The following is a 25,846-nucleotide window of genomic DNA, read 5'->3' as shown; positions in this document are numbered from 1 at the left end:
GCTACTGGCCGCGCGGGCCGTTTTCGATATCGGTAATGATGCCGTTGCGCACCGTCACAAAGCGCATGAACTCGTTCTTGCCGAAGTTGTAAGTCCAACGTTCACCATATTTGACCTGCACCATGTTGCCAAACTGGTTCTCCTCGTTACGGGTAATATCTTCCCGCAACATGGGCTCGCCGCACTTGAGCAGCATCTCGGCGGTGCTGTCACCCTCGGTGATCAGGGCGTTCTTGCAGCGCATGGCATCGGCACTGGCCGGAATGCTCAGCAGCAACAGAGCAAGCCCCGCTACATTCTTCATCTTATTGCTCATCGGGTTCTCCTTATCCTCTCTAATGAGTCGCAGTATGCCTGTTCCCGTTTCTGAAAAAACCAGTAAAAAGCGTAAAAGTGCCGCCCTTTTCTGCTCTCCAGCCCGCTGGTCGCGACAAATGCTGTCTATCACATAGCCCAAAAACAAACGGCGACCCGAGGGTCGCCGTTTGCATCAAGCCAGCAGGATCACAGGATGTCCAGCAGCTCGACTTCAAATACCAGTGCAGAGTAAGGCGGGATGGAGCCCGCGCCACGGGCACCGTAGGCCAGATCGTGGGGGATGTAGAGCTTCCACTTGGAACCAACCGGCATCAGCTGCAGCGCTTCAACCCAGCCAGCAATCACGCCGGTCACCGGGAATTCAGCCGGCTGGCCGCGAGCGACGGAGCTGTCGAATACACCACCGTGGGTGAAGGTACCGTGGTAGTGCACACGCACGGACTGACCGGCTACCGGAACGGCACCGTTGCCTTCTACCAGCACTTCGTACTGCAGACCGGAGTCGGTCACCTTCACTTCAGCGCGCTTGGCGTTGTCAGCCAGGAAGGCTTCGCCGTCAGCAGCGGCGGCCTTGGCGGCAGCTTCCTGCTCTTCTTGCATACGCGCAGTGATCACCTGGAAGGCATCATTGATATCGTCACGGCTGACCGCGAACTCCAGACCATTCAGGGCATCTGCCAGACCTTGTTGCAGAGCCGGGATATCGAGACCGGCGAAGGCTTGCTGCGCCAGCTGATCACCCATGTTGCGGCCGATGCCATAGCTGGCCTTCTGTTCGATAGAGTCGTATTGGGACATTGAGATGTTGCTCCAGATCCATGTAGTAAAGAGGCGGGATAATATCAGACTTTTGGCCGGGGTGCTGCCGGGGGCGCCCCTGATTTCCCCGTCAGTGGGAGGAACTTCACACAAGATGCGGATGAACGCCGCCCAACGGCGGCGATCTGCTTAACCGCGATCCAGCAAGGCTCTGACCGCAGCCACCTTGGCGCCATCGGTGATATTGACCCGACCATCATCCGAAGTGCCCATATTCACTCCGTGCGGCACCATGCCACCGCGCCAGCCCATGCCGGACATATGCACTTCGCTCACTCCGGTGAACTCGATGATGGTACGCACATTGTCGGCATTGACCCCGGCGCCCGGCATCAGGCTGGCTCGTCCCGCCAGCGCCTGTTGCATCTCTTGCAGGGTTTCCAACCCAGCCAACGCGGTCGGCGCATGGCCCGAGCTTAAAATGCGCTCGCAACCGGCAGCGACGATGGTCTCCAGATCGAGGCGCCAGTCGGAGGAGAGGTCGATGGCGCGATGGAAGGTGACTCCCAACGGGCCAGCGGCATCCACCAGCTGTTTGAGCTTGGCAGCAGGCACCCGCCCCTCCTCATCCAGCAAACCGACCACCACCCCTTGCAGCCCCGCAGCGCGTGCCGCCGCGATATCTTGCAGCATCATCTCGAACTCGCCGTCATTGAAGCAAAAATCTCCGGCCCGTGGGCGGATCATGGCGTAGACCGGCACAGTAGCGTGGCGGGCAGCCAGCTGCATAAAGCCGTAGGAGGGAGTCAGGCCGCCCAGACCCAATGCAGAGCAGAGCTCGATGCGATCCGCCCCGGATTGCTGGGCGGTGAAGAGGGATTCCAGGTTGTCGATACAGATTTCAAGACGGGTCATGAGGACTCCTTTTTCGGGGAGATCAGACCCCACATCTGATCTCATAGATTGAGCAAGGCTGCGCCGCGCACACCACCAGCACCACCGAAGCGGGCCTGGCGGATCTCGGGCAGGGCGACCCCGGGCAGTAAGTGACCGGGCAGACGCAGCGGCAGCTGTTCATAGAGGGCGGGCAGGCCGCTCAGGCCGCCCCCCAACACCACCACCTCGGGATCAATCACCGAAATGGCGGTGGCAAGCCCGGCGGCCATGATCTCCAACCAGCAGTCGACCGTCTCGACCGCATGGGGTTCATGGGACTCGAAGCGTCCCACAATCTGGTGACCCGTGGCACGTTGGCCATGGAAATGGTGATAGAGACGCTCCAGACCGGTGCCGGAGGCATAGGTTTCAAAACAGACCAGACGGCCACAGCCGCAACGGGGACGGGGCAACTCGGGATACTTCATCAGCATGGTCGCGGGCAAGGGGTAGTGACCAATCTCGCCAGCCAGCCAGTTGCGCCCCTGAATAAGCTTGCCCGCCAGATAGACGGCGCCGCCGATACCGGTGCCGATGGTGACGCCGAGCGCACTGCCTGCGCCGTCGGCTGCCCCTTGATGCACTTCGGACCAGAGGAAGCAGTTGGCGTCGTTATCCACCTTGACCGGCCGCTCCAGCAGCTCGGCCAGATCGGCCCCCAGATGGCGACCATTGATGGAGGGCAGATTGGCCGCCACTATGCTGTGATCGTGGCTGTTGATGACACCGGGAAAACCGATACCGACCGAGCCCCGAGCCCCGAAGCGGGCATCCGCCTGCTCGACCCGGGAGCGGATCAGCTGCTGCAACCCCTCGTAATCGTTGCCCGGGGTACTCATGCGCTCCTCGTGGCAGAGGTTCAATGCACCGTCATAGACCGCGAAGGCGATCTTGGTGCCACCGATATCAAAGCCGTAATACATGCCAGCACTCCCTTGTCAGCCCGTGTTTATCCAACTCTGTTTCATGGGGGACATTGTATTAATTCGCAAAAAAAATAAAGTGACCGGGGGCGAAAAACGGGAGAGTGATCAGAGCAAACGGCTCATTTGTCGCTGCAGGCAGGGCTGCCCGAGGCTTATCAGGGTTCGCTCTTCACCATCAAAGACGAAGCCGCGGCGCAGGTAGAACCCCTCGCCGATGTGGTTGCCATCGAGCAGCCACAATCTGACGCTATGACAACCGGCGCGGCGCATCTGCATCGCCACCGCCTGCCACAGCCGTTTGCCATAACCTTGTCGCCAATGGTCGGGATGGAGGTAAAAAGCGCGGATCAGGGCATGGCTCTGCCCCGCTTCCTGTTGTGGTTGCCAGTAGAGCAGGCCAATCACCACCTCATCGAGACAAAGCAGCATGGGCCTTGGGCCCGGCTCGGCCAGACGGCTCTGCCAAATCTGCAGATGGGCAGTGACGTCCAGCTGCTCCAGCAGGTCAGCACCGAGCACCTGGCCATAGGCAGCGAGCCAGCTGGCTCGCTGCATCACCGTCATGGCGGCGGCATCGTCGCTGCGCGCCATGCGCAGGCTTATGCCTTGCATTGGGGCACCAGACCGTTGGCGCGGGCCTGCTCATAGAGCGGCAACACTTGCGCCTGTTGCGCCTGCAACTCGGCGATCCGGTTCTCGTTGCTCGGGTGGGTGGAGAGCAGTTGCGGCGGGGAGTTGCCACCGGCGGCGGCACTCATGTTTTGCCACAGGGGGATCGCCTCGGCCGGATTGAACCCGGCACGCGCCATCAGCTCAAGTCCGAGCCGATCCGCTTCGCTCTCCTGAGTGCGGCCGTAGGGCAGCATCACCCCCACCTCGACCCCGAGGCCAAGGGCGGCCATGGTGGCGCCGCGATACTCGCTGGTGCCCATGGCAATGTCCGCAGCCGCCAGACCGATCCCCGCCAACTGGCTGCGCGAGAGTCGTTCGTTGGAGTGCTGGGCCAGCACGTGAGTCAGCTCGTGGCCGATGACGGTCGCCAGCTGATCCTGATTCTTGGCCACCTTGAGCAGGCCGCTGTAGACCCCGATCTTGCCGCCGGGCAGAGCGAAGGCGTTGACCTGTTTGGAGTCAAACACCACCACTTCCCAGTTGGTGATGCCATAGCTGGCCGGCACCTGGGCGGTCACCGCCTTGGCGACACAGGAGACATAGGCGTTGAGTTTGGCATCCTTGCTCACCTTCTCCTGCTTCTTCATCTGCTCGAAGGAGTCGGCGCCCAGCTGGTTCATCTGCTGGGGAGAGTAGAGCAGCATCTGGCTGCGGCCGGTCGGCGACTGGGCGCAGGCGACCAGCAGGGAACTACAGAGGGCTACCATGCCAAACTTGGTGAGGGACGCAATCATGAAGGGATCCTTTGCCATAACGTTGCCCTATTCTCGGAAATGCCGCCCGGCTACGCAAGGGAGCCAGCCCCCGGCTGGCGGAAAAATATCCATCCTGCGCTATTAACAAAACTGACAGCCGCCAAAAACAAAACGAGCCCGCTTGGGGCTCGTTTTATCAGGGCATGCTGACTGCAGGCAGTTACATGATACCCAGCTTTTTCAGGTCAGCCTGTACCACCTTGGCCGGCACCGGCACGTAGCCATCTTTGGCAACAATGTTCTGGCCTGCTTTGGAGAGCATCATCTTGACGAACTCTTGCTCCATCGGGGAGAGCGGCTTGTTCGGATGCTTGTTCACGTAAACGTACAGGAAGCGTGACAGCGGATACTTGCCGGTGATGGCGTTATCGGAGGTCGCTTCGATGAAGGTCTTGCCATCTTTGGAGAGCGGTACCGCACGCACGCCGGAGGTGACATAACCGATACCGGAGTAGCCGATACCGTTCAGGGAGGCAGAGACAGACTGCACCACGGAAGCAGAACCCGGCTGCTCGTTCACGCCGCTCTTGAAGTCGCCGTTACACAGGGCGTGCTCCTTGAAGTAACCGTAGGTACCGGATACGGAGTTGCGACCGAACAGTTGCAGATCCTTGCTGGACCAGTTGCCGTCCAGACCCAGATCAGACCACTTGGTGGCAGCCTTGGCTTCGCCGCACTTGAGGGTGCTGGAGAAGATGGCGTCGATCTGCGGCATGGTCAGCCCCTTGATGGGGTTGTCCTTGTTGACGAACACCGCCAGGGCATCGACTGCAACACGGATGGCAGTCGGCTTGTAGCCGTAACGCTTCTCGAATGCTTCCTCTTCACCGGCCTTCATGGCACGGCTCATCGGACCGAACTGGGCAACACCTTCGGTCAGGGCAGTCGGGGCGGTAGAAGAACCGGCGGCCTGGATCTGCACGTTGACGTTGGGGTACAAACGCTTAAATTCTTCGGCCCACAGGGTCATCATGTTGGCCAGGGTGTCCGAGCCGACAGAGGACAGGTTGCCCGAAATGCCGCTGGTCGGTGTGTAATCCGGCAGGTCTTTATCCACACCGGCAGCCACGGCGCTGACAGAAAACAGGGTTGCTGCGGTGAATCCGATTACACCAGCCAGTTTGTTGAGTTTCATCCAATCTCTCCAAAGTTACAGAAGGTCCGTTCTTAAGACGGCGCCAGTATCTGACCTGGCAGTGACAAATTTATGGATTTAATGTGACACTTTAATGACATGACGACAGATTTGAACAAATGAAAAGAGGGCCCGTTCAAAGGCCCTCTTTTTGCAGCTAACTCATTGACATAAAATACTATTTAATCACCACCATACGGCTCGGGATGAGAAAGCTGAAGCGGCTGCCAAGGCCGACCCGGCTCTCGATATCGAGCTGGCAGTCGTGATGACTGAGGGCATGCTTGACGATGGCAAGGCCCAAGCCTGAGCCGCCGGTGTGGCGCGAGCGTGCCTTGTCGACCCGATAGAACCGCTCGGTCAGCCGCGCCAGATGCTCGGGGGCAATCCCCTCCCCTTCATCACTCACGGCAAACAGCGCCATCGCCCCCTGCTTGCGCCACTCCACGGTAATTTTGCGTCCCGCCGGGGTGTAGTGGATGGCGTTATAGACGAGGTTGGAGACGGCACTGCGCAGTTGCTCCTGATCCCCGCGCACCAACAGATTCGGCTGCACCACAAATTCGATCTGGTGGGCCCGTTCGCCCGAGAGCGCCCGCGCCTCCTGCTCCAGCAGCCCCAGCATGGCAGGCATGTCCACCAGATGGGAGAGATCCACGGTCGGAGCCGCCTCGATACGGGAGAGGGTGAGCAGCTGATTGACCAGATTATCCATCCGGATGGTCTGCTCCATCATCACCCGATGCGCCTTGGCCCACATGGCGGGCGGGGGCGGCTCCTCGGTCATCTCCAGATAACCCTTGAGCACGGTCAGCGGAGTGCGCAGTTCATGAGAGACGTTGGAAACGAAGTGCTTGCGGGTCTTCTCGAGACTGCGCAAACGGGTGACATCCCGTACTACCAGCATCGCCTGATCGGAGGCGTAGGGCATGATGCGAAACTCGAGAAACTTCTCCTCGTTGACCGGGGAGTGCATCTCGAGGGGCTCGTCATACGCCCCCTTGCCCAGATAGGCGTTAAAGGCCGGATTGCGAATGAGGTTGCCGATATGCTGACCGGCATCCTCCGGCCAGCGAAAACCGAGCAGTTGCTCCGCCAGCCGGTTGCACCAGAGGATGCTGCCATCGGTGCGAAACACCACGGCGGCATCGGGCAGCGCCTCGGCACCCTCCCGGAAGCGGCGGATCAGCCCCGCCAGCTCGCGGCGACGGGCACGGTGACGCTGCTGCAACTTGTAGATACCGTTGAAGATGTACTCCCAGCTGCCATTGCCGCTGGGGGGCACCAGGCTGCGGTCGTGCCACAACCAGTCAGAGAGCCGCTTCTGGAAGCGATAGTGCCAGCCCAGATGCAACACTGCCGCCACCAACAGGCAGAGGGCAAGATGATCAATCAACCAGCCAACCAATGCGAAGGGGGCGTAAAAAAACGCCATTCGCCACAACTGTCGCCGCCAGGCGTAAGGTTGCAACATAACTGCCTCTAGAGACGGGTTGAGAAGCGGTATCCGGCTCCACGCACCGTCTGGATCAATCTGTCGTGCCCTGTCTCTTCAATCGCCTTGCGCAGGCGACGAATATGCACATCCACGGTTCTGTCCTCGACGTACACATTGGTACCCCAGACATTATTGAGCAGCTGTTCACGGCTGTAGACCCGCTCGGGGTGAGTCATAAAGAAGTGAAGCAGCTTGAATTCGGTCGGCCCCATGTCGAGCGCCTTCTCTTCGGCACTGACCCGGTGGGAGACAGGATCGAGTTTCAGCCCCTGTACCTCGATCACCTCATCCACCGAGGTGGGCGACACGCGGCGCATCACCGCATGGAGGCGAGCGGTCAGCTCCTTGGGCGAGAACGGCTTGGTGATATAGTCGTCGGCACCGGCCTCCAGACCACGCACCTTGTCCTCCTCTTCACCGCGGGCGGTGAGCATCACCACCGGGATCTGGCGCGTCACCTCATCCTGCTTGAGCTGCTTGATAAACTGGATGCCGCTGCCGCCCGGCATCATCCAGTCGAGCACGATGAGTTCGGGGTAGGGTTCGCGCACCTTCGCCAGTCCATCGGCGTAATCTTCCGCTTCAATCGTCTCATATCCCTTCTGCTCCAACACGAAGCAGAGCATTTCGCGGATCGGTGCTTCGTCCTCGACCACCAGAATTCGCTTAGCCATTCCCTTCTCTCTCCTCTGTGAAGATGGGTGCGCCAATTATTAGAATTTTCTGTGACACTTTTATGACTTTATGACAGGCGGGATGATAAACGTTTTCAGATTCAGTTGGCAGCAGTACGTTGCAACAAGTCCCACCGGTTGCCGCTGATATCCTCAAACACCACCACAGTGCCATATGGTTCATCGCGAGGCTGTTCACAAAAATGAACACCGTACGCCTGCATGCGCTGGTAATCCCCCCAGAAATCAGTGGTCTCGAGGAACAGAAATACCCGACCACCGCCCTGCTGACCGATGGCGGCCTGCTGCTGCGCATTGGCCGCTTGTGCCAGCAGCAGTGCAGAACCGGAGGCACCTTTGGGGGCAACCCGCACCCAGCGCTTGCCCGGTTTGCCCGGTTTGCCCGGCTCGTCGAGCCGAGTGTCTTCCAGGAGCGCAAAGCCAAGTCCCTCGGTAAAAAAGCGAATGGCCTGATCGTAATCAGCCACCAGCAGGGTCAGCGCCCCTATGTGTTGTGACATAACTGCTTGCTCATGTTGAAAGCGATATTGGAATAAAGCACACGGCATCTCGACGCATCGCAGTCAGTGGCTCGCAACCCGGTTGCGACCCTGCGTCTTGGCTTGATAGAGCGCCTCGTCGGCACGTTTGAGCACCTGCTCCGGCGACTCCCCCGCACGATCAGCCACCCCGAACGAGGCGGTCACCCGCAATCCGGACGGCCAATGGATATCAGCCTCCAGGGTAGCGCGCAACCGCTCGGCCAGCGCACAGGCCCGCAGCTCATCGTAGTGAAGGCAGACCAGCACGAACTCCTCACCGCCCCAGCGCACCAGATGGCAGAGCGCATCACAATGGCGCAGGATCTCACTGACCAGATGCTTGAGCACCTCATCACCCACCTGGTGACCGTGGATGTCGTTGATCTGTTTGAAGTGGTCAACGTCGATATAGATGAAGGAAAACGACAGATCAGCGATATCGGCCAGCAGTCGCTCACCACCAAGCCGGTTGAAAGCACCGGTCAGTGGATCATAACAGGCCTCCTCACGGGTGCGGCGATTCTCTTCGCTCAGGGTACGGTTCAGCACCTCCACCTCAAACTTGGCCTGATGGGCATGCAACAAACGCTGCTTCATGGCTAGGTGGTTAACCAGAAAGACTGCACAGCCATAGATAAACCAGACAAACAGGATCAACCGGTAGAAAAGGGTAGGCTCAAGCCAGTTGCCATGAAACTGCAGCTCCTCGATCACCACGCCATACTCACCAGGCGACATATATGACCCCGCAGCAATCTCGATGGCGTAGACCCGGCTCAGATCAGGCCCCTGCAACTGTAACGGCACCTTGTAGCGCTTGATCCACCAGGTTGCCGGGGTAAACACGTCGAGAGGCACCTCGTGGTCCTTGCCGTAATCGGCAGGGCGAAAGATGATTTCGTTGAATTTGGACTGCAACGGGTCATCCATCTTGTCGAAAAGCGGATTGTAGTTGCGCAAGTAGAAACGCCAATCCTGCTCCTCGCCCCCCGTCACGCTCAAGCGGATATGGAGAGTATTAAATCGGGCAAGATTGATACCCTTTTCGCGCGCGGTCAGGGTGAGAACCAGACCACAGCTGGGATAACTCTCGGGGCTCGCAGTCAGTACACACTCTACGCCGGGATTACCATCGGCCGAGGGACGGTAACTCACCGCTTCCGGTGCAGCATCCACCGCCTTCAACACGCTTACCGAGAGCGGCCACTCCTTGATATCAAGCACCCGCTCGGGGCCAAACTCGAACAGCAGGATGGAGCAGCCAGTCAGCGCCAGCAAATACCAGAACAGCAACTCGGCAAAACGGGAACTGGAAGCGATCATGCTGACCCCATCGCGTCAATAGGAATACCCGTGCAACTGGAACAGGCGGTGGCACCGGATAGCACGCGATAACAAGCCACTATGATAACCCCCGTGAATCACAAAAAAATGCCACTTATCAAGGAGTTAACCGCTCTCTGTCACGTTTTTAAAGCGCAGTGCCAACCCGCATTGCTGACTGCTGGCGATAACGCTGGGGGGAGCAGCCCAGCTCCCGGTTGAACATGGCGATAAAGGCCGAGGTGGAGCCGTAACCGAGCCGCCAGCTGATCTCCTGAATGGGCATGTCGCCCTTGAGCCAGGCCAAGGCTTTGAGAAGCCGCAGCCGCGCCCGCCACTGACCGAAACTCATCCCCAACTCCCGCAGGCAGCGCCGCGCCAGGGTGCGCTCTGTGGTGTGCAGTTGTCCTGCCCACTGGGCCAGAGTACGGGGATCGGCAGGATCGCTGTGCAACGCCGCCAGCATGGGAGCCAGCAGCTTGTCCTGACTCATCGGCAGGTAGCTCTCCTGACAACGGGTGCGCGCCAGTCGCTCCACCAGCAACTCGGCCTGGTGCTGATCCCACTCATCCACCATATGGCCTACCCGCCGTTCGCAAAAATCGCTCAGCAGGGCGCGGATCAGCGGGGTGAGCAGCAGCAATCTGGGCTCTGGCGGCAGCTTGGCCGCCAGCTCGTGGCTGACGTAGATGGAGGTGTAGTCGAGGGTCTGCTCGTTGTAGGAGGTGTGGTCGAGATCCGCCGGTACCCAGATAAGGTAGTCGGCAGGGGCCACCAGTCGCTGCTCCCCCAGCTCTATCTCCATGATCCCCAGACTGATCATGTTGAGCTGGCCCCAGGGGTGGGAGTGCAGCACGGTCGCGCTGTCGGCCAGCATCTGCTGGTAACTGAAATAGAGCGGATTCGGAGCGGGCAGAACGACATCTACCGGCTGAAACTGGTGAGTGGCCATCAGCGCCCCTTGTCAGCGAGAGAGAGGAGCAGGCGTGATGCAACGCCCTGTTGGCTCGGTCTCCGGCACAGGCCAAAAGCAGCCATCAGTTGCGGGCTGACACAGCCCGTGTGGGCCGGAATAAGGTACATCAGAAAGAGTTGTCTTTTCTGCTGGGTCATCTGTCTGTTTTACGCTACTTGATAATATAAAGACAAGGGTAGACTTGGCCCCCTGTTAATAAGGAGCCTCTGATGCGAATCTTTTCCCCTCTTCTCTTTCCGCTGATGGCTGTGCTGATCTGGGCTACCAATACCGTGGTGTCCAAGGCGGCCGCCAGCGTGCTCGACCCCGCGGCTATCTCCTTCTATCGCTGGGTGATTGCCGCCCTGGCACTGACCCCCTTCTGCCTGCCGCAGCTGTGGCGCCGCCGTAGTGAGGTTCGCCCCTGGCTCGGCAAGCTGCTGGTGCTGGCGGCGCTCGGTATGGTGCTCTACCAGTGTCTGGCCTACTACGCCGCCCACAGCACCTCGGCCACCAATATGGGGGTTATCGGCTCCCTGATTCCGCTGCTTACTCTGCTGCAAGGGGCGCTCTTCTTCGGCCAGCGTCCCGGCAAACAGGCACTGCTCGGCATGAGTCTCTCCCTGTTCGGGGTGCTCTGGCTGCTTGGCAAGGGCGAGCCGCTGGCTCTGCTGCACAACGGCATCAACCCGGGGGATGGCATGATGTTGCTCGGCTCCGCCAGCTATGCCCTGTACGGCCTGCTGATCCGCCGCTGGCACCTGCCGTTTGGCCCCTGGCTCAACCTCTACATGCAGATCCTGCTGGCCGTACTGTTGCTGGTGCCGCTCGCTCTCAGCGCCGACTCGATGGCGGTGCCGGCCGAAGGGTGGGGACTGGTGCTCTTCGCCGGGCTCGCCTCCTCCCTGTTGGCGGCTTACTGCTGGATGCGCGGCCTCGCCTGCATGGGCGCCGAGCGCACCTCGGTCTTTATGAACCTGATGCCGCTCTGTACGGCGCTGATCGCCGTCGTCGGCCTGGGCGAGCCGATCCACGGCTATCACCTGCTGGGTGGCGGGCTGATCCTGGGCGGGGTGATGGCTTCCCAGCTGAAGGGGCGTGTGCCGGTAGCCGAACGGGAAGCCGCCTGAGAACCAACATCGTCCGGAAACAACAAGGGAGCCCATGGCTCCCTTGTTGTTTCTGCAATACACGCCAGTGCGCATCTCAACCGGCCCGGCGCCAGCGGTAGCGCCGCTCCGGCCGCCCCCGCTGACCGTAGTTGAGATCTACATCCACCCGATCTTCCGACTCCAGATACTCCAGATAGCGGCGCGCCGTGGTGCGGCTGAGGGAGAGTCGCAGCGCCACCGTGTCGGTGGAGAAGACGTTCTCCGGCTCACCAGCCAGCAGATCCAGTACCTGACGCAGGGTGATGCTGTCGATCCCCTTGGGGGGGACGCGCATCTCCTTGATCTGGGAGCGCCCTCCCTTGCCCAGCAGCTTGTCGAGATCTTCCTGCTCCAGCCGACCCCGCTCGCACAGACGGCTGTGCAGTTGCAGGATCTCATCCAGACTCTGCTGGATGCGAAACAGCCGCAATGGTTTGATGACGTAGTCATGAACCCCCAGATTGAGGGCCTGCTGGATGGTCTCCACATCCCGCGAGGCGGTCACCATGATGACATAGGCTTCGCGGTTGTGGCTGCGCAGGCGGCTCACCCACTCAAGGCCGGAGCCATCGGGCAGGGAGACATCCACCAGCAGCAGTTGGGGCACCACACCGGCCATCATGGCATCGGCCTGGGCCAGGGTGCCGGCCCGCCCCAGCAGGGAGAAACCGGGGGTCGCCGCCACCAGTTCTGACAAGATGGCACCGATCCGATCGTCATCTTCAATAACAAGCGTGATTATTGGGTCCATGGCTCACATTAATTGGTTTTTATTCAAGTAGATACCAAACAGGGTGGTCTGCTCGGCGGTTCGCCGCCATTCTATCACACCCTCGTGCCGACCCACGGTCTCCTTGACCAGGAACAGACCCACCCCGTGATCGCCGCTCTGGCGACTCACCCCGTAATCGAACAGATGATCGGCCAGCTCCTCGTCGACCCCCTCGCCGCTATCCTCCACCTCGATCACCAGCCGCCGCCCCACATCGCACAGGGACAGCAGCACCCGCGGCGGTCGCTGCTGGCGGTTGCGCCAGGCCGCCTGCAGGCCGTTGTCCAGCAGGTTGCCAATGAGGGTGATGAGATCGGCCGAAACCGAGGCCGGATACTCCGCCAGCGCCGAATCGGGATCGAGCTCCAGGGTCACCCCCAGCTCGCGGGCCCGGCTGAACTTGCCGAGAATCAGCCCCGCCACCGGCTTGTTGTCGATCAGCCGCAGCAGCTCCTGCAGCATGGTCTGGCACGCTTCGTTCTCCTGCTGGATCAGCTCCACCGCCTGATCCACATGGCCCAGCTGCAACAGGCCGGAGAGGCTGCTCAGCTTATTGGCAAACTCGTGGCTCTGCATCCGCAGCATCTCGGCATACTGGCGCAGATGGGTCACCTGTACCCCCAGACTGGCAGCCACCTCCGGACGGCTGAAGATCAGCAACCGCCCCGGCGCCTTGCCCTGCACCGCCTGCCAGCGGCCGACGAAAGACTCCCCCTGAATGGTGAAGCTCACTTCCCCACCCTCCTGCTCCAGACAGGGGGCAAGGGGCGGCACCAGCTCCACCAGCGACTGCCCCTGCAGGGCGTGACGCCCGGTGGCCGGCAGCCGCAGTTGATAACTGGCGGTGCTGTTGATCATGTTGATGTTGCCGCTGCTATCGAGGGCAATCACCCCTTCGGTGATGTGCTCCAGCACCAGATCCTGCAGGGTGAAGCGGCGCACGATTGCCTCCGGCTCCAGATCGAGCAGGGTCTTGCGCAGCAGATACTGCACCCAGAGCGCCAGCAGCAGGCCGCATCCCAGCACCGCCACGATGGCGCAGATGAGCAGGGCCACCCGCTCCATATAGATGCCCTCCACCTGCTGCATCAGGTAGCCCACCACCACGGCCCCCATGACGCGCCCATCCCCGCCCACCACCGGGGAGAAGCAGCGGATCGCCGGCCCCATGGTGCCCCGATCCTTGGAGCAGTAGCTGCGTCGCTCCTGCAGCGCGGGCCAGATATCCTCGCCGCGAAACTTCTGTCCCACCAGCTCGGGGTTGGGGTGGCTGAGGCGGCGACCATGCTCATCGGTCACCACCATATAAGTTGCGTCAGTGCGGTTGCAGACCGCCTCCACATAGTCGCGCAGGGTAGGATCACTGCCCTGACGCAGGGCCTCGACCACCCGGGTGTCCGCCGCCATGACCCGTGCCAGATCGCTCCCCTTATCCTGCAGATTGCTCTCCAGCAGATGACGGATAAAGAGGGCCAGCAGACTGCCCAGAATGAGGATCAGCAGCAGGGAGAGCCCAAGAGAGAGGGTGACCAACTGGTGGCGAAGTTTCATGCACATACCTTAAAACGTCAGGACGCTGCCCAATAGTGCGGATGCCACCAGGTCTGGTCAATCAAAGGTGCCGGATCGCCGACAAAATCGGCCAATCCTTCCTCGCGGGCGCAGAGCGCCACCGCTCTGGCGACGGCACGGGCCACCTCTCCCACCTGCTCGATGGGGGGCAACAGCCGGCCCGCCACCAGCGGATAGGCGCCGACAGCCCGCACCGCGGCCAGCAACATGCCATCACTGATGCGGCGCGCCTTGACGGCACAGGCTCCGAGACCAATCCCCGGGAAGACATAGACGTTGTTGCACTGGGAGACCACCCGCCGCTCCCCAGCCACCGTCACCGGTGCAAAGGGGCTGCCGGTGGCCAGCAGGGCGCGGCCATCTGTGGCGGCCCACACCTGCTCGGGCGTCGCCTCGGCACTGCGGGTCGGGTTGGAGAGTGGCAGGATCACCGGCTGATCGCACACCTCCCCCATCGCCTGCAACACCTCGTCAGTAAAGAGGCCGCCCTGACCGCTCACCCCGATCAGCACCGCCGGGCGCACCTGACGGATGGTCTCCAGCAGCGAACTGCTCCCCTCCTCCACGGCACGGGCAAATGGCAGCTGGGCGCGGGTCAGGTTGGGACGATCGCTGCAGACCACCCCGTCCTGATCAAACAGCCAGACGCCGTCGTGACTCCCCGCCAGCTGGGCCAGCATGGCGGCGATGCCGCAACCGGCAGAGCCCGCGCCGACGATCAGCACCGGGGCATCGCACAGGGCTGTACCCGCCTGCTGCAACCCGGCCAGCACGCAGGCAGAAGCCACTGCCGCCGTGCCCTGAATGTCGTCGTTGAACATGCAGAGCTCGTCCCGATAACGGGTCAGCAAGTTGGCGGCATGCTTGCCTGCAAAGTCTTCAAACTGCAGCACCACCTGCGGCCAGCGCTTGCGAATGACGGCGACCACCTTGTCCATGAAGTGGTAGTAGCTCTCGCCGTCAATGCGCGGGGATTGCCAGCCGAGGTAGGAGTCATCCTCCAGCAGCTCGGGATTGTTGGTGCCCACATCGACGCAGAGCGGCAAGGTCCGTGCAGGGTTGATACCACCAGCGGCGGAGTAGAGCGCCAGCTTGCCGATACAGATCCCCATGCCGCCGATACCGAGATCGCCAAGCCCCAGCACCCGCTCGCCGTCGGAGATGACGATCACATCCACCTCCTGCTCCACCGACTCGAGGATATCATCGAGATCATCCCGGTCGTGCCAGGAGAGGTAGAGGCCGTGACTGCGCAGATAGAGGTCGCTGTGGCGCTGACACGCCTCCCCCACCACCGGGGTGTAGATGATCGGCAACAACTCCGGCAGGTGGTGGCGCACCAGATCGTAGAAGAGCACAGGATTGTCCTCCTGCAGCTGGCGCAGCAGCAGATGCTGGTCAAACGGACTCTGCATGGCGCAGACCAATCGGTAGATCCGGCGCCGCTGCTGGGAGAGGGACTCCTCCTTGTGGGGCATGCGACCCCGCACCCCCTGACGCTTGCGTTCTGCATAGGGCAGGCTGGTGCCCATCATGATGTCGTTCATCTTGTTTGTTCCTCAATCCGGTATCAGGCGAGCAGGGAGATAAGGGCGGTGGCCAAAATCAGCATCACGGCGCCGCCAAGGCGAGAGGAGATCTGGGCAAAGGGCATCAGCTTCATCCGCTGGGCCGCCGAGAGCACGGCTACGTCGCCGGTGCCCCCCATGTTGGCCATGCAGAGCCCGCCGGTGATGGCCGCCTCGATGGGATAGAAGCCGATCATCCGGCCCACCAGCGCCGCGCCGAGGGCGCCACCGATCACGGTGACCATGACCAGCACGAAGTAGCTGATGGAGAAGGCGCTGATCAGTTCCGGAATACTGGTGTAGGCGACACCGATCCCCACCAGCAGGGAAGGGGTCAGGTTGCTCACCACAAACTGATACCAGTCGGCCGCCGCCTGCTCATAACGGCGCGGCAGCAGGCCGCTCACCTTGATAAAGGCGACCGCCAAAATCATCAGGGCAAAGGGGTGCATGGGGATAAAATTGCCAAGCAGGGAGCCCAGCACAAACATGCTGGAGCTGATGAAAAGGCCCATGCCAAGACTCTGCAGGGTCGGCGCTTCGGCCTGCTCATCGGCAATGCTCTGGCTATTCTCTTTGACCATCAGCTTGCCGTTGCCAGTCAGGGAGGGGTAACGGCGACCAAGGCGCGCCAGCAGGGAGCCCACCAGAATGGCCAGGGTATTGGCGATCACCACCGCCGGTACCATGCGCGACAAGAGATCCGCACTGGACATCTGCATCGGGCCGGAGAGGATCTCCACCAACGGCACCGCGCCGGCGCCCATGCCGCCGCCCATGATCGGCAGGCCGATCAGCAGCACCGCATTCTTGAAGCCATACCCCATCAGGGAGCCGACCAGACCAACGCTCAGCAGTGCCAGTGCGACGCCACCAAGAATGACCGGCAGGTAGCGCATGGCGGCATTTTTCAGCAAAGCGCCGCTCATACCGAACACCGAACCGGTCACCAGACTGGCGATAAAGAAGTTGAGAAAGCCCCCCTCCTTCATGAAGTTGGTGATGACCTGCCCCGCCTGCACCGGCAGCAGCTGGTATTCGAACAGGGCGGCGCCGCCAAAGATGGCGAGGATGGTGCCACCCCCTAGGTATTCGCGGATCGGCATGATCCGCTCCCCCAGCTCGGTCAGCAGGGTGCCCAGTACAAACATCAGTGCCAGCGCACCGACCATGCCCAGCGGCAACGAGCCGTTCCAGCCGGAAAAGAGAACACAGGTCGCCAACCCGAGAAATATAAAGAGCGGCATACCGGCAATTTGTTGGCCGCCCATAAAGGCGGCCTTTTCTTGTGTGGTTTGTAGGGGTGAGAGGTTTTTCATTGTTATGTACTCTGCGTGTGATTGTGGCCGCTACTTTATTGTTCCCCCTCTCCCCTGTCGGTTAGCCAGACTGCAAAGCCATATAAAAACATTAAAAACTTAAACATCATGGTGCCGCCAACGTGCGCAGCACAATAGAACACCAGACATCCGATACCCGACCAAGTCAGGAAATAGGGTGATAAAACGAGCGACCATAATGGCGGATATTTGGGTGATCAGCAGTAATAACGATGCGATGATCTCCCCCCTTCGGGGAAATAACAGAGCCAGATGACAAGCTCTGCGACCATTTATCGCCACAGCTCCTGTGAGTGATAATCAGCGGGCAATGTCATCGCCATAACGCGAGTGCCACGGAGTGCCACATCAGGGTTTGAGTCGGCGTGCAGGAAGCACGCACGATGAAAAAGGGTGAGGAGAAAGATGCAAAAAGGGGAGATTAAAATAGTGATGAGCCAAGCCAGCGAATACCAGAGCACTGGCTTGAACTCACAAGGATCACACACGGTCAGGTCTATTCTGCCAACAGCAATGGAATATTGGCGGGGTCAAAATCATGACTGATATCGGTACTTCTGATAACGCCTTCCCGATTCACGCCATGGTGTGACTCTGCACCATATTCCCCATCACTCAACAGCGCTTCAATTGCCAGATACACACATCCACTGTCATATCCATCCACAACCCGTTTCCCCCTTGTTTTATAACCCCATCAATATTAGCGGATAAAAAAAGAGCTGCTCGCTGAAGCTGAAAATTTCATGAAAATAATCGCCGGATATCCTCCATTCACGGCGCAATATCCGAATCGGCAAGAGAGCCTCGAGTGGATCAGCCCCGAGAATAATATCAGGGGCTCGAATGCTGCTAACTCGCACCAGCGAAAGATCCGACCAGAAACATGATCCGCATCACACTATTTACTTAGCCTGCTAAACAAGTATGATACTTAGCAGGCTAAGTACATTGAGGATGAGAAGATGACGGATCTGGAAAGGTTGCGCGAGCTGTCGCTCGCCGAGCAGATAGCGCGGATGCACCGGCTATGGCGTACTGCCGCCGACCTGGAGCTGGCTCCCCTTGGCCTCACCCATCCCCGCTGGACCGCGCTGTGGAAACTCTCCCGCATGGGGAACCATGTCAGCCAGAAGACCCTAGCCGAAGCCCTCGAGATAGAGCTCCCCTCCCTGATGCGCACCCTGGGCCAGCTGGAAGAGCAGGGACTGATTGAGCGTCACTGTTGCAGTCAGGACAAGCGGGCCCGCATCGTCTGCGTGACCCCGGCTGGCCAGACCCTGCTCGATCAGATCGCCGACCGCATCATGAATATCCGCCGCGAGCTGCTGGGAGGCATCGATGAGCAGACCCTGCAGCTGTTTGAAGCCACGGTGCAGCGGATCTCGGCCAACGCCCTCAGCAAAATTGAACAACACCACGACCGACAAGCCGGAGGCGATACAAGCCCTCCCGAGACCGACACAGAGAGAGAATAAGATGACCCCGGATCAACAATTTACCCGCTGGATCAAATGGTCCATGGCTGGCTTTGCCACCCTGTTTGCCTATTTTCTGATAGCCGACCTGCTGATGCCCCTCACCCCTCAGGCGATGGCGACCCGGGTGGTCACCAAGCTGGCCCCCCAGGTGAGCGGCAAGGTGATCGAGGTCGCCGTTCACAACAACCAGCAGGTCAAGAAGGGGGATCTGCTGTTCAGGCTGGATCCGGCCCCTTTTGAACTGGCGGTGGAGCAGGCCCGCCTTGCGCTGGCGCAGGCAGAGCAGCAGAACAGTGAACTGGATGCCGCCCTGACCGCCGCCGTTGCCGAGATCAACGCCAAAGAGACCCTGGCCAGCCAGAAGTGGCGCGAGGCTGAGCGCATCGATGCGCTCTACCAACGTCACATGGTTTCGCTGCAACAAAAAGATGAGGCTGACAGCGCCCTGCGCAGCGCCCAGGCCAACCTGCGCGCCAGTCAGGCCAAACTGACCCAGATCAAGACCAGTCGTGGCGTGACCGGTGAGGACAATCTGTTGCTGCGCCAGGCCCGCAACAAGCTGGCGCAAGCGCAGTTGGCCCTCTCTTACAGCCGGGTCCACGCGGATCAGGATGGCACCATCACCAACTTGCAGCTCAAGCCGGGCAGTATCGCCAGCGCCGGCAGCCCGCTGCTGGCGCTGGTGTCGGAACAGGTGGACGTCATAGCCGATTTTCGGGAGAAGAGCCTGCGCCATGTCGGCGCGCAAACCCGCGCACTGGTCGCCTTCGATGGCGAGCCGGGTCAGCTCTATCCTGCTCGGGTAAGCAGTCTGGATGCCGGAGTGAGCGCCGGTCAGTTTGATGCCAATGGTCGACTGGCCGCACCGGTGGAGTCTGATCGCTGGGTAAGAGATGCCCAGCGGATGCGGCTGCACCTCGAGCTGGATCAGCTCCCCGACCATCTGCCAGCCGGGGCGCGGGCCACGGTACAACTGCTGCCGGACAATGCCCTGACCGCCATGCTGGCACGGGGCCAGATCCACCTGCTCAGCCTGCTCCATTATGTCTACTAACCACGCCACTCACCCGTCGGCCAATACCGCCCCAGCACACCCCGCCGGTGTTGCTGCCACCCACCTCTGGTATCGGCCCCTCACCGGCAACGAGCTGCGCCAGTGCCTGCGCATCGCCTTTGGCTGTACCACGGGCTTTCTGCTCTGCAAGCTGCTTGGCTGGAATTACGGGGTCTTCTATACGGTCACGCCGGTGCTGCTGCTGGGAATGGTGCCTGTGATGAATGGCCATGCCGCACGCCAGCTGATCGCGGCGGCGGTGGTCTGTGGGGGGGAGGTCGGGCTGCTGGGGGGACTGTTTGGCAGCCATCCGGCGCTGATGACCCCTATCGCCTTCATGCTGTTTCTCTACCGCTTCGCCGCCATGTCGCGGGGCAGCCTGTTTCTGTTCGGGGCCAACGGGGTGCTGAGCCTCAGCATCATGCTGCACTTTGCCAGCTATCCGCAGACCGACCTCAACGACCTGATCCTCAACAATATCTGGGCGAGCGTGCTGTCGGTGCTGATCGCCTACCTGATGACCATGCTGATCCCGGATGTGGAAGCCAGACCCAAGCCAGCCTCGGCCCCCAAGGCGCCGCACCGGATGCGCCATGAAGCTCTGCTGGGGGCCACTGTGGCCACCCTGTCGTTTCTGGTATTTCAGGTGTTTGACCTGCGCGACTCCATGTCTGCCCAGGCTACGACCCTGCTGGTGCTGTTCCCCATGCACTGGAACGGCGCCCTCAGTTATGCCCGCAAACGGGCGATGGGCACCTTGCTGGGGGTCACCTTCGGCTTGCTCGGCCAACTGCTGCTCTATGACTGGTCAGGGCAACTGCTGCTTGTCGCCCCGTTACTGTGGCTCGGCGCCATGCTGTTCAGCCATGCCCACGTCAAGGAGGCAGGCGGCTCCGGGGTCGGCTTTGGCGCCCTCACCACCCTCGGCATCCTGTTTGGCCAGTACCTCACCCCGGGCAACGATCTGGTGTTCAGCGCCCTCTACCGGGTGAGCAGCATACTGTTTGCCATCGTGGTCACCCTGCTGGCCTGCTACCTCGTCCACCGGTTGCTCAACCGCTTCGAGGCGACCCGCTTCGGTTATTGATTTCCTGTTGTAAGCACTGTTGTCAGCCCATGGATGAGCTCTCTTTCGCCCCGTCGCCTGCCGGGGCGTTTTTTTCTCGCCCTCGTTTACCTCCCTCACCAATACTCCTGCCACTACAAGTCAGCGCAGAAGTGTGGCTATGCTTGTAAGGCTGCTGTCGATGAGGTGCACCTATGGTTCCGTTGTTAAAAAAATGGCTGGTTTGTTTGGTACTGTTGGCTACCAGCCCGCTCGGGGCCACCCCGCTTGTCATTGGTGCCGAAGATGACTGGGCCCCCTACTGCGAGCGCGACAAGGACAATGAGGATGACCAGCCCCACGGACTGGCGCCTGAGCTGGTCAAGGCGGTGTTCGCCGCCGAAGGGATCGAGATTGTCTTTCGCACCCTCCCCTTTGCCCGCTGCATGCACGATGCAAAAAGCGGCAAACTTGCGGGGTGCTTCAACGCTACCATCACCGAAGAGAACCGGTACCAGTACCACTGGCACGATACCCCCATGTTCGAGGAGGATCTTGCCATCTTCGCCCTTGCCAGCGACCTACAACGGGATCTCAAGCTCACCTCGCTGGAGGGCAAGCGGGTGGGCATCACCCTCGGCTACACCTACCCCACCGATTTTATGGAGAACCCCAGAATCACCCGCTTTCAGGCCAAATCCGATGCCCAGATCCTCGAGATGCTGGTACGTGGCCGGGTCGACTACATCCTGATGAACGGCATGCCGGGCTACCTGAAGATCCAGCAGAAACAGCTGACCGGCAAGGTGGTCAAGGTCGGTAAAATCTCCACCGATGGCTTCTGGCTCGCCTTCTCCCGCCACCACCCGCAAGGGGAGGCGCTGGCCAAACAGTTCGAGCAGGGACTGCAGAAGATCAAGAACAACGGCACCTATGAGACTCTGATCCGCCAGTTTGAAACCCGACTTGGCTTGCACTGATGGCGGATGCCTTGCTAACACCGAGCCCCTCCCCCCACTACGGTATGCCGGACAGCCAGCGACGCACCGAATGGCCGCGATGATTGCACAATAACGGCAACCTGTTAGGCTCACGCCCGTATGACACCAATGGAGCTGTAATCATGAATAAAGTACATATGATGGCCGCTGGTGCGCTGGCCCTCGGCCTGCTCGCTGGCTGCAATCAGGGCAATACCCTCTCAGTCACTGGTGGCGAACCGGTCAGTTACCAGTGCGAGCAGGGCAAGAAGGTGCAGGTGCGCTACTTCTCTCTCTCCGACGAAAGCCTCAACTTTATCAAGCTGTCACTGCCGGACGGCAAGGATTACACCCTGCCCCAAGCCATTTCGGCCTCCGGCGCCCGCTATACGGACGAACATGAGGCCGTTTGGTGGAACAAGGGGGATGAGGGCTTTGTGGAACTGCGGGATCAGGATGGCGAGTGGCAGACTGCCTACGACAACTGCAAACAGCAATAAACGTGACCCCGGCCTGGCCGGGGTCTCTCTTTCTCTGGCATCAGAGTGGTGGGGGATCAGTTGATCTCGATCTCGAAGCGGTTGGTTACCTCTACCGGGATGGCATCCGGGTTGCCCTCTGCCGGGCTATAGCGGATCCGCGAGAGGGTCGCCAGCGCGCTCTGCTCCAGCTCGCCGGGAGGATCGGCCGCCACCACTTCCGGCTTGACCGGCGTGCCGCTGGCATCGATTTGATAGCGAACTTCCACATATCCCTTGACCGGTTTGGTCGGCAGGGTGGGCTCGTCATTGCCAAGCCATGACCACTGCTTCTCCTGAACCCAGTAGCTGGACAACTGCTCGAGAGGGATAGCGATCGGAGCGCGCTCGTGCGCCACCTCCTGACGGGATGAGCACCCCAGCAACAGTGTCACTGCCAGACCTGACCATACTGCGACTTTCCACTTCATGTAACGCTCCTTGTTCTCTGCCGGTGCTTGTTGCCGGACTGCAGGGCGCTCAACGCGGCCCACTTGGTCAGTCACCCATCCTAACGAAAAAGTATTCGTATGAACATGAACAAAAGGGCCAACCCCGAGAGGTTGGCCCTTTTATCGTCAATAAGCTCACTAACCATCCGCTGGCATCAGCCGCGCTTGTCGCTCACCACCAGCCAGAGCGCATGGACCATGCCCGGCAGACCGCCCATCAGGGTCAGCACTATGTTGATTAAAAAGTGCAGGCTAAAGCCCACCTGGATAAACGCGCACACCGGGGGCAGGAAAATGGCCAGCAGGATCTTGAGCAGATTGTTCATCTCGGCTCTCCTTTTCAAAAATGTCGTCAGGATTGGAATGGGCTAACCATAAACATCCCAGACTTCAACTGCAAACCAGACAGGGAATTCGCTCACCCGCATCACGCCAGGCATTGAGGTCGTGGATCTGCTGATTGCTGCTGCCACGCCAGAGCAAACCGGGATCCGCCAACGCCTTTTCAAACTTGCCATCTACCAGCACATCCAGCAAGGCCACCAGCTCGCGCTGGGCCTCTGACAGCTCGCCGAGCAGATAGCCGGTCCAGCACCAGATATCCTTGCCCGGACACTCGGCGCGCACCCGTTTCACCAGCGCCAGCACGTGGGGCACGTTGGCAGGGTGGAGCGGATCGCCGCCGGAGAGCGACAGACCTCGCCGTTTGATGCGGCTGTCGCTGAGATCCGCAATGATGCGATCGCTCATCGCCTGATCGAACGGCTTGCCGCCATCGAGCCGCCAAGTGCTCTGGTTGTAGCAACCCGGGCACTGGTGCTCGCAACCGGAGACAAACAGAGTGGCACGGGTGCCGGGGCCGTTGATCACATCAACCGGGTAGTATTGGTGGTAGTGCATCGTTTGTTTCCTGCCTCGTTCACGGGAAGGCGGCATAGTTGCCGCCCTCCAATGAAAATGGCCCCTTGCGTCAGGGGCCAGCTCTTCATCGCTTGTGCGCTTACATATGTTTGACGCGGCGCTTCACCTCTTCCTGCTTGCCCGCATTGAAGGGGCGCGCATCGGGGCTGCCGAGGTAGCCGCAGACACGGCGGGTCACCGACACCTTGGCCGGGTCATGGTTACCGCAGCGCGGGCAGGTAAAGCCCTTGGAGGTGCACTCGAATTCGCCGGTAAAGCCGCAGTCGTAGCACTCGTCGATGGGGGTGTTGGTACCGTAGTAAGGCACCTTGTCATAGCTGTAATCCCAGACGTTTTCGAGCGCTTCCAGGTTGTGCTGGATGTTGGGGTATTCGCCGTAGCAGATGAAGCCGCCACTGGCGATGGGCGGATAGGGCGCCTCGAAGTCCAGCTTGTCGTACGGGTTGACCTGCTTCTCCACATCGAGGTGGAAGCTGTTGGTGTAGTAGCCCTTGTCGGTCACGCCGGATACCACGCCAAACTCTTTGGCGTCGATGCGGCAGAAACGGGTGCAGAGGTTCTCGCTCGGGGTGGAGTAGAGGCTGAAGCCGTAGCCAGTCTCCTCTTTCCACTCATCAATGGCTGCCCTGAGACGGGCGATGATGGCGATGGCTTTCTGTTGCAGCTCGGTGCTGTCAAACAGGTGAAGCTTGTCACCAAACAGGGCGTTGATGGTCTCGTGAACCCCGATATAACCGAGGGAAATGGAGGCACGACCGTTCTTGAAGATCTCGCTGACGTTGTCGTCCGCCTTCAGCCGCACGCCGCAAGCCCCTTCCATATAGAGGATCGGTGCAACCCGTGCTTTCACCCCGTCCAGACGGGTGATGCGGTACATCAGCGCCTTCTTGGCGACCCGCAGGGAGGCATCGAGACGATCCCAGAAGTCCGCTTCGTCACGGGATTTCAGGGCAATGCGCGGCAGGTTGAGGCTCACCACACCCAGGTTGTTGCGACCTTCGTGGATCAGCTCGCCATTCTCCTCGTAGGCACCGAGGAAGGAGCGGCAACCCATGGGGGTCTTGAAGGAGCCGGTCACTTTCACGACCTGGTCGTAGTTGAGGATGTCCGGATACATCCGCTTGGAGGCACACTCCAGCGCCAGCTGCTTGATGTCGTAGTTGGGATCGCCCTGCTTGTGGTTAAGGCCATCCTTGATGGCGAACACCAGTTTCGGGAACACGGCAGTCTTCTTGTTCTTGCCAAGGCCAGCGATACGGTTGCTGAGGATGGCGCGCTGGATCATCCGCGACTCCCAGCTGTCCCCCAAGCCAAAGCCGAAGGTGACGAACGGCGTCTGACCGTTGGCGGTGTGCAGGGTATTGACTTCGTACTCCAGTGACTGGAATGCGTCGTAGCACTCTTTCTCGGTGCGAGCCATGGCGTAGGCTTCCACATCGGCAATGCCCCACTCTTCGGCCACTTCACGGTGTTTCTGCCAGCTGATGGTCACATAGGGGGCCAGCACTTCATCGATGCGGTTGATGGTGGTGCCGCCATAGATGTGGCTCGCCACCTGGGCGATGATCTGGGCGGTCACGGCCGTGGCGGTGCTGATGGATTTCGGGGTATCGATCTCCGCATTGCCCATCTTGAAGCCGTGGGTCAGCATCCCTTTCAGATCGATCAACATGCAGTTGAACATCGGGAAGAAAGGTGAGTAATCGAGATCGTGGAAATGCAGATCACCGCTCTCATGAGCCTGAACCACATCACGGGGCAGCATGTGGCTGGTGGCATAGTGCTTGGCGACGATACCGGCCAGCAAGTCGCGCTGGGTCGGGATCACCTTGGAGTCTTTGTTGGCATTCTCGTTGAGCAGGGCAGCGTTGGTCTGCTCGACCAGACCGCGGATCTCCTGCGCCAGACGGCCGCGCGCCTCGCGAGCCTGATCCCTGTCGTGACGATATTCGATATAGGCACGGGCGATGGCCTTGTCGTCGGAAGCCATCAGGTGGTTTTCGACCCGGTTCTGGATCTCGTGGATATCAACTTCACCACGCCCTTCCAGCTCCTGACTCACGGCATTGGCAATGCGGGAGGCGAGTGCCGGATTGGCCTGATTGACCGCTTCCGCCGCACGGCTGACCGCCTCTGCAATCAGCTGGGCATTGAATGGTGCGCGACATCCGTCACGTTTGATCACAACCGGTTTCATGAATTTTCCCCGTTAAAAGGCCAGGCATTTGCCTCTGGCTCACCCTTGTTGGGCCCCCCTCCCGGCATCTCGTCCTGGACGCAAATAAATTCAGCCGAGGCTTGACAAGCCTGGGCTGAAGATAGGAGAGGAACAGCTTATACACAGCTTAATAACACAACATATAGGGATTAAAAACGAATGCGTCCCTATATGTGGTGTCTATTAGGCACCAAAGCGCAGCCTCATTTCTTGATCCAGAACAGGTTTTTCAGCGAGCGGGACAGTTCACGACCAACCCAAAAGAGCCCCGTTCAAATCCA

27 protein-coding genes are annotated in these 25,846 nt (G+C 60.3%); 6 read left to right on the top strand and 21 right to left on the bottom strand.

Annotation, left to right across the window (positions count from 1 at the left end; genetic code table 11):
* Nucleotide 1 precedes the first annotated feature (1 nt).
* From OKC42_RS05920 to OKC42_RS05865, 12 genes are all read right to left on the bottom strand, one after another.
* Nucleotides 2-316 carry a DUF2845 domain-containing protein gene (locus OKC42_RS05920; protein WP_270819216.1) on the bottom strand — a complete coding sequence of 105 codons (315 nt, stop codon included), beginning with the start codon at nucleotides 314-316 and terminating at the stop codon, nucleotides 2-4.
* Nucleotides 317-504: 188 nt separating this feature from the next.
* Nucleotides 505-1,116, bottom strand: a complete 612-nt coding sequence (locus OKC42_RS05915) for an FKBP-type peptidyl-prolyl cis-trans isomerase (protein WP_005338405.1) — start codon at nucleotides 1,114-1,116, stop codon at nucleotides 505-507.
* 150 nt (nucleotides 1,117-1,266) lie between these two features.
* Complete coding sequence (locus OKC42_RS05910) at nucleotides 1,267-1,992, bottom strand: copper homeostasis protein CutC (RefSeq protein ID WP_042055276.1); 726 nt, start codon at nucleotides 1,990-1,992, stop codon at nucleotides 1,267-1,269.
* A 41-nt stretch (nucleotides 1,993-2,033) separates the two neighbouring features.
* Nucleotides 2,034-2,936, bottom strand: a complete 903-nt coding sequence (locus tag OKC42_RS05905; protein WP_100654277.1) for an ROK family protein — start codon at nucleotides 2,934-2,936, stop codon at nucleotides 2,034-2,036.
* A gap of 108 nt (nucleotides 2,937-3,044) precedes the next feature.
* Entirely contained in the window at nucleotides 3,045-3,551 is a 507-nt protein-coding gene (locus OKC42_RS05900) for a GNAT family N-acetyltransferase (protein ID WP_100654278.1), read from the bottom strand.
* Complete coding sequence (locus OKC42_RS05895; RefSeq protein WP_100654279.1) at nucleotides 3,539-4,345, bottom strand: M48 family metallopeptidase; 807 nt, start codon at nucleotides 4,343-4,345, stop codon at nucleotides 3,539-3,541. Before OKC42_RS05895 ends, OKC42_RS05900 begins: the two co-directional genes overlap by 13 nt.
* Nucleotides 4,346-4,526: 181 nt before the next feature.
* Nucleotides 4,527-5,501: a PstS family phosphate ABC transporter substrate-binding protein gene (locus OKC42_RS05890; protein WP_270819215.1), complete on the bottom strand. Its 975-nt coding sequence runs from the start codon at nucleotides 5,499-5,501 to the stop codon at nucleotides 4,527-4,529.
* 178 nt (nucleotides 5,502-5,679) lie between these two features.
* Nucleotides 5,680-6,975 (bottom strand): phosphate regulon sensor histidine kinase PhoR, encoded by a 1,296-nt coding sequence (gene phoR / locus OKC42_RS05885; RefSeq protein WP_021229135.1) that lies wholly within the window; start codon nucleotides 6,973-6,975, stop codon nucleotides 5,680-5,682.
* 8 nt (nucleotides 6,976-6,983) lie between these two features.
* Nucleotides 6,984-7,673, bottom strand: coding sequence for a phosphate regulon transcriptional regulator PhoB (phoB, locus tag OKC42_RS05880; protein WP_005338414.1), 690 nt, complete (start codon nucleotides 7,671-7,673; stop codon nucleotides 6,984-6,986).
* A gap of 101 nt (nucleotides 7,674-7,774) precedes the next feature.
* Nucleotides 7,775-8,194, bottom strand: a complete 420-nt coding sequence (locus tag OKC42_RS05875) for a VOC family protein (protein ID WP_201947463.1) — start codon at nucleotides 8,192-8,194, stop codon at nucleotides 7,775-7,777.
* 63 nt (nucleotides 8,195-8,257) lie between these two features.
* Nucleotides 8,258-9,538 (bottom strand): GGDEF domain-containing protein, encoded by a 1,281-nt coding sequence (locus OKC42_RS05870; RefSeq protein WP_270819214.1) that lies wholly within the window; start codon nucleotides 9,536-9,538, stop codon nucleotides 8,258-8,260.
* A gap of 148 nt (nucleotides 9,539-9,686) precedes the next feature.
* Nucleotides 9,687-10,490, bottom strand: a complete 804-nt coding sequence (locus OKC42_RS05865; RefSeq protein WP_270819213.1) for a helix-turn-helix transcriptional regulator — start codon at nucleotides 10,488-10,490, stop codon at nucleotides 9,687-9,689.
* Between the two features lie 233 nt (nucleotides 10,491-10,723).
* On the opposite strand from OKC42_RS05865, the gene OKC42_RS05860 reads away from it, so the two are divergent.
* The gene (locus OKC42_RS05860) at nucleotides 10,724-11,623 is read left to right on the top strand and encodes a DMT family transporter (protein WP_064338499.1); all 900 of its coding nucleotides are present in this window, start codon (nucleotides 10,724-10,726) and stop codon (nucleotides 11,621-11,623) included.
* 76 nt (nucleotides 11,624-11,699) lie between these two features.
* Here OKC42_RS05860 and OKC42_RS05855 read toward each other — a convergent pair whose 3' ends face one another.
* From OKC42_RS05855 to OKC42_RS05835, 5 genes are all read right to left on the bottom strand, one after another.
* Nucleotides 11,700-12,395, bottom strand: a complete 696-nt coding sequence (locus OKC42_RS05855) for a response regulator (RefSeq protein WP_064338500.1) — start codon at nucleotides 12,393-12,395, stop codon at nucleotides 11,700-11,702.
* 3 nt (nucleotides 12,396-12,398) lie between these two features.
* The gene (locus tag OKC42_RS05850) at nucleotides 12,399-13,967 is read right to left on the bottom strand and encodes an ATP-binding protein (RefSeq protein WP_151286694.1); all 1,569 of its coding nucleotides are present in this window, start codon (nucleotides 13,965-13,967) and stop codon (nucleotides 12,399-12,401) included.
* 17 nt (nucleotides 13,968-13,984) lie between these two features.
* Nucleotides 13,985-15,535, bottom strand: coding sequence for an NAD-dependent malic enzyme (locus OKC42_RS05845; protein WP_270819212.1), 1,551 nt, complete (start codon nucleotides 15,533-15,535; stop codon nucleotides 13,985-13,987).
* A gap of 23 nt (nucleotides 15,536-15,558) precedes the next feature.
* Nucleotides 15,559-16,875, bottom strand: a complete 1,317-nt coding sequence (locus OKC42_RS05840; RefSeq protein ID WP_013724001.1) for a 2-hydroxycarboxylate transporter family protein — start codon at nucleotides 16,873-16,875, stop codon at nucleotides 15,559-15,561.
* A 517-nt stretch (nucleotides 16,876-17,392) separates the two neighbouring features.
* Nucleotides 17,393-17,563, bottom strand: coding sequence for a hypothetical protein (locus tag OKC42_RS05835; protein WP_174218983.1), 171 nt, complete (start codon nucleotides 17,561-17,563; stop codon nucleotides 17,393-17,395).
* Nucleotides 17,564-17,861: 298 nt separating this feature from the next.
* Between OKC42_RS05835 and OKC42_RS05830 the strand changes: the two genes are divergently transcribed.
* From OKC42_RS05830 to OKC42_RS05810, 5 genes are all read left to right on the top strand, one after another.
* Entirely contained in the window at nucleotides 17,862-18,374 is a 513-nt protein-coding gene (locus OKC42_RS05830) for a MarR family transcriptional regulator (protein WP_005349886.1), read from the top strand.
* A gap of 1 nt (nucleotide 18,375) precedes the next feature.
* Nucleotides 18,376-19,431 (top strand): HlyD family secretion protein, encoded by a 1,056-nt coding sequence (locus OKC42_RS05825; protein WP_270819211.1) that lies wholly within the window; start codon nucleotides 18,376-18,378, stop codon nucleotides 19,429-19,431.
* Nucleotides 19,421-20,518: a DUF2955 domain-containing protein gene (locus OKC42_RS05820; protein WP_270819210.1), complete on the top strand. Its 1,098-nt coding sequence runs from the start codon at nucleotides 19,421-19,423 to the stop codon at nucleotides 20,516-20,518. Before OKC42_RS05825 ends, OKC42_RS05820 begins: the two co-directional genes overlap by 11 nt.
* A 173-nt stretch (nucleotides 20,519-20,691) precedes the next feature.
* The gene (locus OKC42_RS05815) at nucleotides 20,692-21,456 is read left to right on the top strand and encodes a substrate-binding periplasmic protein (RefSeq protein WP_270819209.1); all 765 of its coding nucleotides are present in this window, start codon (nucleotides 20,692-20,694) and stop codon (nucleotides 21,454-21,456) included.
* A 143-nt stretch (nucleotides 21,457-21,599) separates the two neighbouring features.
* A complete protein-coding gene (locus tag OKC42_RS05810; RefSeq protein ID WP_151286699.1) occupies nucleotides 21,600-21,956 on the top strand; it encodes an MliC family protein in 357 nt (118 codons plus the stop codon).
* Nucleotides 21,957-22,012: 56 nt separating this feature from the next.
* Here the strand turns inward: OKC42_RS05810 and OKC42_RS05805 are convergent, their stop codons facing one another.
* The 4 genes from OKC42_RS05805 to nrdD form a co-directional block, all read right to left on the bottom strand.
* Nucleotides 22,013-22,405: an energy transducer TonB gene (locus OKC42_RS05805; RefSeq protein WP_151286700.1), complete on the bottom strand. Its 393-nt coding sequence runs from the start codon at nucleotides 22,403-22,405 to the stop codon at nucleotides 22,013-22,015.
* Between the two features lie 176 nt (nucleotides 22,406-22,581).
* Entirely contained in the window at nucleotides 22,582-22,752 is a 171-nt protein-coding gene (locus tag OKC42_RS05800; protein ID WP_005338440.1) for a YqaE/Pmp3 family membrane protein, read from the bottom strand.
* A 64-nt stretch (nucleotides 22,753-22,816) separates the two neighbouring features.
* A complete protein-coding gene (gene nrdG / locus OKC42_RS05795; RefSeq protein WP_151286701.1) occupies nucleotides 22,817-23,326 on the bottom strand; it encodes an anaerobic ribonucleoside-triphosphate reductase-activating protein in 510 nt (169 codons plus the stop codon).
* A gap of 100 nt (nucleotides 23,327-23,426) precedes the next feature.
* Nucleotides 23,427-25,544 (bottom strand): anaerobic ribonucleoside-triphosphate reductase, encoded by a 2,118-nt coding sequence (nrdD, locus tag OKC42_RS05790; RefSeq protein WP_151286702.1) that lies wholly within the window; start codon nucleotides 25,542-25,544, stop codon nucleotides 23,427-23,429.
* Nucleotides 25,545-25,846 lie beyond the last annotated feature (302 nt).

This window comes from Aeromonas sp. Y311-2 (assembly GCF_027706025.1).
Lineage (GTDB): Bacteria > Pseudomonadota > Gammaproteobacteria > Enterobacterales > Aeromonadaceae > Aeromonas > Aeromonas veronii.
Note: the sequence above shows the minus strand (reverse complement) of the source record. Positions and strands in the feature narration are given on the sequence as shown.

What these genes read in the sequence shown, in the direction of transcription:
- phoR (WP_021229135.1), bottom strand. Translation starts at nt 6,975, where the DNA reads ATGTTGCAACCTTACGCCTGGCGGCGACAGTTGTGGCGAATGGCGTTT.
- OKC42_RS05820 (WP_270819210.1), top strand. Translation starts at nt 19,421, where the DNA reads ATGTCTACTAACCACGCCACTCACCCGTCGGCCAATACCGCCCCAGCA.
- OKC42_RS05845 (WP_270819212.1), bottom strand. Translation starts at nt 15,535, where the DNA reads ATGAACGACATCATGATGGGCACCAGCCTGCCCTATGCAGAACGCAAG.
- OKC42_RS05810 (WP_151286699.1), top strand. Translation starts at nt 21,600, where the DNA reads ATGAATAAAGTACATATGATGGCCGCTGGTGCGCTGGCCCTCGGCCTG.
- OKC42_RS05825 (WP_270819211.1), top strand. Translation starts at nt 18,376, where the DNA reads ATGACCCCGGATCAACAATTTACCCGCTGGATCAAATGGTCCATGGCT.
- OKC42_RS05900 (WP_100654278.1), bottom strand. Translation starts at nt 3,551, where the DNA reads ATGCAAGGCATAAGCCTGCGCATGGCGCGCAGCGACGATGCCGCCGCC.
- OKC42_RS05815 (WP_270819209.1), top strand. Translation starts at nt 20,692, where the DNA reads ATGGTTCCGTTGTTAAAAAAATGGCTGGTTTGTTTGGTACTGTTGGCT.
- OKC42_RS05920 (WP_270819216.1), bottom strand. Translation starts at nt 316, where the DNA reads ATGAGCAATAAGATGAAGAATGTAGCGGGGCTTGCTCTGTTGCTGCTG.
- OKC42_RS05855 (WP_064338500.1), bottom strand. Translation starts at nt 12,395, where the DNA reads ATGGACCCAATAATCACGCTTGTTATTGAAGATGACGATCGGATCGGT.
- OKC42_RS05915 (WP_005338405.1), bottom strand. Translation starts at nt 1,116, where the DNA reads ATGTCCCAATACGACTCTATCGAACAGAAGGCCAGCTATGGCATCGGC.
- OKC42_RS05895 (WP_100654279.1), bottom strand. Translation starts at nt 4,345, where the DNA reads ATGATTGCGTCCCTCACCAAGTTTGGCATGGTAGCCCTCTGTAGTTCC.
- OKC42_RS05865 (WP_270819213.1), bottom strand. Translation starts at nt 10,490, where the DNA reads ATGGCCACTCACCAGTTTCAGCCGGTAGATGTCGTTCTGCCCGCTCCG.
- OKC42_RS05905 (WP_100654277.1), bottom strand. Translation starts at nt 2,936, where the DNA reads ATGTATTACGGCTTTGATATCGGTGGCACCAAGATCGCCTTCGCGGTC.
- OKC42_RS05860 (WP_064338499.1), top strand. Translation starts at nt 10,724, where the DNA reads ATGCGAATCTTTTCCCCTCTTCTCTTTCCGCTGATGGCTGTGCTGATC.
- OKC42_RS05850 (WP_151286694.1), bottom strand. Translation starts at nt 13,967, where the DNA reads ATGAAACTTCGCCACCAGTTGGTCACCCTCTCTCTTGGGCTCTCCCTG.
- OKC42_RS05890 (WP_270819215.1), bottom strand. Translation starts at nt 5,501, where the DNA reads ATGAAACTCAACAAACTGGCTGGTGTAATCGGATTCACCGCAGCAACC.
- OKC42_RS05870 (WP_270819214.1), bottom strand. Translation starts at nt 9,538, where the DNA reads ATGATCGCTTCCAGTTCCCGTTTTGCCGAGTTGCTGTTCTGGTATTTG.
- OKC42_RS05805 (WP_151286700.1), bottom strand. Translation starts at nt 22,405, where the DNA reads ATGAAGTGGAAAGTCGCAGTATGGTCAGGTCTGGCAGTGACACTGTTG.
- OKC42_RS05840 (WP_013724001.1), bottom strand. Translation starts at nt 16,875, where the DNA reads ATGAAAAACCTCTCACCCCTACAAACCACACAAGAAAAGGCCGCCTTT.
- nrdG (WP_151286701.1), bottom strand. Translation starts at nt 23,326, where the DNA reads ATGCACTACCACCAATACTACCCGGTTGATGTGATCAACGGCCCCGGC.
- OKC42_RS05830 (WP_005349886.1), top strand. Translation starts at nt 17,862, where the DNA reads ATGACGGATCTGGAAAGGTTGCGCGAGCTGTCGCTCGCCGAGCAGATA.
- OKC42_RS05800 (WP_005338440.1), bottom strand. Translation starts at nt 22,752, where the DNA reads ATGAACAATCTGCTCAAGATCCTGCTGGCCATTTTCCTGCCCCCGGTG.
- OKC42_RS05875 (WP_201947463.1), bottom strand. Translation starts at nt 8,194, where the DNA reads ATGTCACAACACATAGGGGCGCTGACCCTGCTGGTGGCTGATTACGAT.
- nrdD (WP_151286702.1), bottom strand. Translation starts at nt 25,544, where the DNA reads ATGAAACCGGTTGTGATCAAACGTGACGGATGTCGCGCACCATTCAAT.
- phoB (WP_005338414.1), bottom strand. Translation starts at nt 7,673, where the DNA reads ATGGCTAAGCGAATTCTGGTGGTCGAGGACGAAGCACCGATCCGCGAA.
- OKC42_RS05910 (WP_042055276.1), bottom strand. Translation starts at nt 1,992, where the DNA reads ATGACCCGTCTTGAAATCTGTATCGACAACCTGGAATCCCTCTTCACC.